The sequence below is a fragment of the Pseudomonas marginalis genome (assembly GCF_001645105.1).
GTDB classification, from domain to species: domain Bacteria; phylum Pseudomonadota; class Gammaproteobacteria; order Pseudomonadales; family Pseudomonadaceae; genus Aquipseudomonas; species Aquipseudomonas petroselini.
The window spans coordinates 100,838-106,883 of sequence record NZ_LKEG01000049.1 but is presented as its reverse complement, the minus strand read 5'-3'; the positions used below and the strand labels follow the sequence as shown (position 1 = coordinate 106,883).

Genomic DNA, 6,046 nt, shown 5'->3' with positions numbered 1-6,046 from the left:
TAACGACTACAGGTCGCCGGTCGTGAAGGAAAGGTTGGCGGCGTGAACCGTAATCAGTGTCCAAGATTACTTGACCAGTTCAAACCCCCTCCCACATTTTTTACTGAGCCCGCCTTGAGTCAGGCGTTGCCGGCGAGTTTAAGGCGTGCGGCCTGGGTGAAATCCAGCATGCGCTTGAGCGGGCGCACCGCCTGCGGGATCACGGACGGCTCGACGAAGATCTCGTTAGTGCCCTCACGCAGGCACTGCAGCGTGCGCTCCAGCGTGTTCATCGCCATCCACGGGCAATGCGCGCAACTACGGCACGCAGCCCCGTTGCCGGCGGTAGGCGCTTCGACGAAGACCTTGTCCGGGCACAGCTGCTGCATCTTGTAGAAGATGCCGCGGTCGGTGGCGACGATAAAGGTCTTGTTTGGCAGGCGCTGGGCAGCCGCAATCAGTTGGCTGGTCGAGCCCACGGCATCCGCGAGTTCGATCACCGCAGTCGGCGACTCAGGGTGCACCAGAATGGCTGCGTCCGGGTACAGCGCCTTCATGTCTTCCAACTGCTTGGACTTGAACTCTTCGTGGACGATGCAGGCGCCGTCCCACAACAGCATATCGGCACCGGTCTGGCGCTGGATGTAGGTACCCAGGTGCTTGTCAGGTCCCCAAATGATGGTTTCACCGTTGTCCATCAGGCTTTCGACGATTTCCAGCGCGCAGCTCGACGTCACCACCCAATCCGCCCGGGCTTTGACTGCCGCCGAAGTGTTGGCATACACCACCACGGTGCGTTCGGGGTGCTGGTCGCAGAACGCCGAGAACTCCTCCACCGGGCAACCCAGGTCCAGGGAGCAGGTGGCTTCCAGGGTGGGCATGAGGATGCGTTTTTCGGGTGTGAGGATCTTGGCGGTCTCGCCCATGAAACGCACACCGGCAACCAACACGGTCTTGGCCGGGTGGGCGGCGCCGAAGCGGGCCATTTCCAAGGAGTCGGAGACACAGCCGCCGGTTTCTTCGGCCAGGGCCTGGATAACCGGGTCGCAGTAGAAGTGGGCAACCAGCACCGCGTCTTGCGCTTTGAGCTCAGCGGCGATGGCGCTACGCAGGCCAGCCTCTTCATCGGCGCTGAGCGCCTTGGGCTGCTTGGCGTCGAGGTGAGCTTGAACCAGAAGGCGTTCGGAAATTTGCGTCATGTTCGCAAGACCTGCAGGCGCCGTTGCGCGAAAGTCGAGTGTACCACCGGCTCTGGAGCCCTTCGGGCGCCGCCGGACGAAGTGATTGTGTTCATCAAGCACGGTTAGCGATGAAGCTGCGCAAGGCTACAGAATATCCAATGGTTTCAAAAGCCTAATCTGGCATTCGCGGGTGCATCCGTCGGTTGTAAAAAAACGGGAAACCCCAAGGCTGGGGTTTCCCGTTTTTACAACCGACGCTGTGCGTTGCGCGAACATCAGAAGCGGTAAGTCACCGACCCACCAAAGCCATCGGCGCTATTTTCATACTTGGCATCGTAGGTGAGGCCTACCTGGGAAAGGTTCTGCCGCACCTTGATCGGCTCTTCCTTGAGGTAGGAATACGCCACATCGAAGGTCAGGTTGTCGACTGGCGTCCAGCCCGCGCCCAGGCTGAAAACCGTGCGATCACCCGTCGGAATCCGCACGGATCGGTCAGTGTTGTTGGTCGGCGTCTGGTCCACCGAAAAACCGGTCCGCAGCACCAGTTCTTTGTTGACCCGATAGGCCGCGCCGATGGCGTGGGACCAGGTGTCATGCCAGTGCTGTTGCTCGGTGATCGAACCTAGGCCCCCGAATTGAGCGGTGAGGCCGGACACACCGTCGTTGTTGATGGTGATCTTCTTCAACTGACTCCAACGCGTGTACGTGCTGCCAAGGTAGAGGGTCCAGTCGTCATTCAGTTGCTGGGTGACCGAGAAATCCACCGACGAAGGGGTTGTCAGGTCCAGGCTGGCGTCATACTTCTGCGGCCCACCGTCAAAGGTATCGGAAATCAGGCCGGACGCATGGGTCTTGCCGCTGAGGTGATACACCACCTGCGAGTGGTAGGTCACACCGATGCGCGTGTTGTCGAGAGGCTGCACGAGGATACCGGCGTTGAACCCCGCGGCGTTGTCGTTACCCTTGACCTTCACGCTTTCGCTGGCGCCACCACCCAGGGGCACGTTGGAATCCAGCTCGCCGTCGATGCGGTTGAAAGTCGGGCCAAAGCCCACCGACACTTTGTCGTTGAAGGCGTAGCTGACCGTTGGCTGCACGGTGATGACCGACACCTTGCTCTTACTGCCAAAAGCATTGCCCTGGAAGCTGTGCTCATAGTCGGTCACCAGGCCGAACGGCGCGTAGATGCCCAGGCCGAACGCCCAGTGCTCATCGATGGGCGTGACCAAGTAGCCCATCGGCACGGCAATGCCCGGCACCATGTCGCCTTTGTTGGTGCCTGGGTTGTTGGCACCGAACTGCGAGGAACTGGCGTCTTTGATATCGGTTTTGGCATCAAGGTAGGTCGCGCCGAGGCTGACTTCGTTCTTCTTCAAGCGGGACATGCCGGCGGGGTTGCCGAACACCGTACTCGCGTCCTCGGCCGAAGAGGAGCGACCAGCGTAGCCCGTACCCATTGAACTGATGCTTTGTTCATTTAATGCGAAACCACCGGCGAACAGCTGGGTTGAGGCCAGGGAAACGGCAAGCGCCAAGGCGCCTTTAAGAGTTTTGTTATTCATTATTAGGACTCGAATGATGGGGCAGCGATGAGGAAGCTACCAACGTTCGAGCGGGTGTTTTATGAAGAGTTTTTCATTCGCGAAATTGTCGGACAATCCTATGGATTTCAAAGACTTTGGCCGTATTTTTGTCTCCAGCAATGACCTTAAGACCCGATTGTGACCCATGGGTTTTGGCGACAACGGCAGCTTCGCGCAGATACAAAAAAACCCCAGGCTTTGGTTGGCCTGGGGCTCGCTGTGTTTTCAAACAGGCAAAAAAAACCCGGAAATCCTCACTTGCGTGGGCCTTCCGGATTTTCTAAACCGCCAAAAATGGTGGGTCGTGTGGGATTCGAACCTACGACCAATTGGTTAAAAGCCAACTGCTCTACCAACTGAGCTAACGACCCGCTGTGTGGTGGCGCGTATAATACTGATTTCTAAGGATTATTCAACACCTTATTTGAAATAAATCAGAAATAACGCGTTGGGTCAGCAATTCCGGCGGCTTGGAAGCCTTCTGCACGCAGTCGGCAGCTGTCGCATTTCCCACAAGCACGGCCGTCATCGTCTGCCTGGTAGCAGGAAACAGTCAGCGAGTAATCGACGCCAAGTCCTACGCCAGCCTTCACGATATCGGCCTTGCTCAGGTTTTGCAGTGGCGCCAGGATGCGGAAGCCTTGCCCTTCTACACCGGCCTTTGTGGCCAGGTTGGCCATGCGTTCGAACGACTCGACGAATTCAGGGCGGCAGTCCGGGTAGCCGGAGTAATCCACCGCGTTGACGCCGATAAAGATGTCTCGAGCGTTGAGCACTTCCGCCCAGCCAAGGGCCAGGGACAGGAACACGGTGTTGCGTGCCGGCACATAAGTCACCGGTATGCCTTCGCTGGGGGCTTCTGGCACGTCGATGCTGCTGTCGGTCAGGGCGGAGCCGCCGATGCCGTTGAGGTTCAGGCCGATCACCTTGTGCTCCACCACGCCCATGTCACGGGCGACACGGGCGGCGGCGTTCAGCTCGGCACGGTGACGTTGGCCGTAGTCAAAACTCATGGTGTAGCAGCTGTAGCCCTGCGCTTGCGCCATAGCCACCACCGTAGCGGAGTCGAGGCCGCCGGAGAGCAGGATTACCGCGCGTTTTTGATCCATGGTGTGTTCAGTCATATCAGCGTCCTGGCTCGTCGTTCCAAAGGTATTTATGCAACTGCAATTGCAGGCGCACCGGTAGATTGTCCGCAACCACCCAATCGGCGAGGTCACGGGCGTTCAAGTCATGGTGGCTTGGCGAGAACAGCACTTCGCCGGCGCGTCGGTCCAACCCGTATTGAATCAGCTTGGAGTTCGCCCAGTCGTAGTCATCGCGCGAACAGATGACAAACTTGACCTGATCGTTGGCCGTCAGCAGCTCGATGTTCTCGTAGCGGTTACGGTGCGCTTCCTTGGAGCCTGGGGTCTTGAGGTCGACCACGCGGCTTACACGGGGATCGACTGCCGAGATATCCAGCGCACCACTGGTCTCCAGGGAAACCTCGTAGCCGGCGTCACACAGCTGCTTGAGCAATGGGATGGCGTTGGGCTGGGCCAGCGGTTCACCGCCGGTTACGCAGACGTAGCGCGGCTTGTAGCCGGCCACCTGCTCCAGGATGTCATCGAGGGTGCGCACGGTGCCGCCACTGAAGGCGTAGGCGCTGTCGCAGTACTGGCAACGCAAGGGGCAACCGGTGAGGCGCACAAAGACTGTGGGCAGGCCGGCCGTTCGCGTTTCACCCTGCAACGAGTAAAAAACTTCGGTAATACGTAATATGTCTTGCATAGTCGCCACGGGCGTAACAGCTAAACAGGCTGTCCGCCTCCGTCAGGCACTTTAAGGGACCCCGCCAACGCGCAGGCCCCAAAAAGCGTGTTTCATAAAAGGGCGTGGATTCTAACGAAAAAACCCGCGCCAGGCGCGGGTTTCTTCTAAACGGGCTGCTTCGCTTACAAGCGCTGCAGGTCCCGTTGGGCCAACTGGGCAGCCGAGGTACCCGGATATTGGGCCACAACCTGCTGCAGAATGCCTTTGACCTTGTCGGTATGACCCAGGCGGCGTTCTACGTCAGCGAGTTTATACAGCGAGTCCGGCACCTTGGCGTGCTTGGGGTACAGCTGGCTGACCTTGGCAAATGCCTGGCCTGCCCCCTGCAGATCACCCTTTGCCAGGTTGACCTCGCCCAACCAGTATTGGGCGTTGCCCGCGTACTGGCTGTTCGGGTATTTACGCAGGAAAGCGGTAAATGCCTGGCTGGCCTTATCGAAATCCTTGGCTTTGATCAGGTCGAAGGCTGCATCGTAATACAGTTTTTCCTTCGCCGGATCACCCGGTTCGCTGCTCGCGGCAGGGGCTTGGCTTGCCGCCGCAGCCCCCGCTGCTGCACCACCGGCAGCGGCACTGGGCGCGCCACCGGCAGAAGAATTATCAGGAGTTGCGGCAGGTGTAACGCCGGCTCCAATGCGTCGATCAAGATCCTGGTATCGCTCCAGGCCTTCTTGCTTCAGCTGGTTCACTTGGTTCTGCAGAACTTCAATCGCGCCTTGTTGCTGCGCCAGTTGATCCTGCATGCGTTGCAGCTGGTTGAACAGTTCGCCCTGTGCGGAGGGGGCGGACGTAGCCGCCCCCCCAGCATAGGCGCCGTTCGTGCCATAACCCGCTGGCGGATAACTGCTCCCGCTATTGTTATAGCCAGAGTTGCTATCTTCCACAGGAACCGCAGCCCACACCGCGAGCGGTGCGAGACTGAGAGCCAATACAGTTAGAGCACGACGGCACGTTCGCATGACGAATTACTTACGCAGTTCGACGCGACGGTTTTGAGCCCACGACTGTTCGTCGTTGCCAGTTGCAACTGGACGCTCTTTACCGTAGGAAACCAGTTCCAGTTGGCCTGGAGCAACACCTTGCAGTACCAGGTAGCGCTGAACGGCTTTCGCACGACGCTCGCCCAGTGCCATGTTGTACTCACGAGTACCACGGGCGTCAGTGTTACCTTCCAGAACAACGCGAGCGCCGTTAGCTTTCAGGTCCTTCGCGTGAACGTCCAGAGCGCGCATGGCTTCTGGTTTCAGGTCCGAACTGTCGTATTCGAAGTAGAAAGTGGTGATAGCGCGCAGAGCAGCTTCTTCGCTCAGGGAGCCGTCAACTGCACCAGTGTTAGCGCCGTAACCAGCGTTTGGATCAACAGCTGCGCCTTCACCGGCATTGTCGCCGCCTTTAGACGAGCAACCAACGGCTACGGACAGAGCCAGAGCCAGAGCAGCAAACTTACCAAACTTCAGCATTTCCATCGTGAAACTCCTAATGAACCCC

Annotated in this window: 6 protein-coding genes and 1 tRNA gene; all 7 read right to left on the bottom strand. The window is 58.7% G+C overall.

The window, feature by feature from the left end:
* Positions 1–119 precede the first annotated feature (119 nt).
* Positions 120–1,178, bottom strand: a complete 1,059-nt coding sequence (nadA, locus tag AO064_RS21760; protein ID WP_064054619.1) for a quinolinate synthase NadA — start codon at positions 1,176–1,178, stop codon at positions 120–122.
* Between the two features lie 257 nt (positions 1,179–1,435).
* Positions 1,436–2,722 carry an OmpP1/FadL family transporter gene (locus AO064_RS21755; RefSeq protein ID WP_064054618.1) on the bottom strand — a complete coding sequence of 429 codons (1,287 nt, stop codon included), beginning with the start codon at positions 2,720–2,722 and terminating at the stop codon, positions 1,436–1,438.
* 316 nt (positions 2,723–3,038) lie between these two features.
* Positions 3,039–3,114: transfer RNA gene (locus tag AO064_RS21750), tRNA-Lys, on the bottom strand.
* Between the two features lie 63 nt (positions 3,115–3,177).
* The gene (gene queC, locus AO064_RS21745; RefSeq protein WP_015885604.1) at positions 3,178–3,852 is read right to left on the bottom strand and encodes a 7-cyano-7-deazaguanine synthase QueC; all 675 of its coding nucleotides are present in this window, start codon (positions 3,850–3,852) and stop codon (positions 3,178–3,180) included.
* Positions 3,853–3,868: 16 nt separating this feature from the next.
* On the bottom strand, positions 3,869–4,516 hold the full coding sequence (queE, locus tag AO064_RS21740) for a 7-carboxy-7-deazaguanine synthase QueE (RefSeq protein WP_064054617.1): 648 nt from the start codon (positions 4,514–4,516) through the stop codon (positions 3,869–3,871).
* 164 nt (positions 4,517–4,680) lie between these two features.
* Positions 4,681–5,517: a tol-pal system protein YbgF gene (gene ybgF / locus AO064_RS21735; RefSeq protein WP_046035282.1), complete on the bottom strand. Its 837-nt coding sequence runs from the start codon at positions 5,515–5,517 to the stop codon at positions 4,681–4,683.
* A gap of 6 nt (positions 5,518–5,523) precedes the next feature.
* The gene (gene pal / locus AO064_RS21730) at positions 5,524–6,024 is read right to left on the bottom strand and encodes a peptidoglycan-associated lipoprotein Pal (RefSeq protein WP_003193861.1); all 501 of its coding nucleotides are present in this window, start codon (positions 6,022–6,024) and stop codon (positions 5,524–5,526) included.
* Between the last annotated feature and the right edge of the window lie 22 nt (positions 6,025–6,046).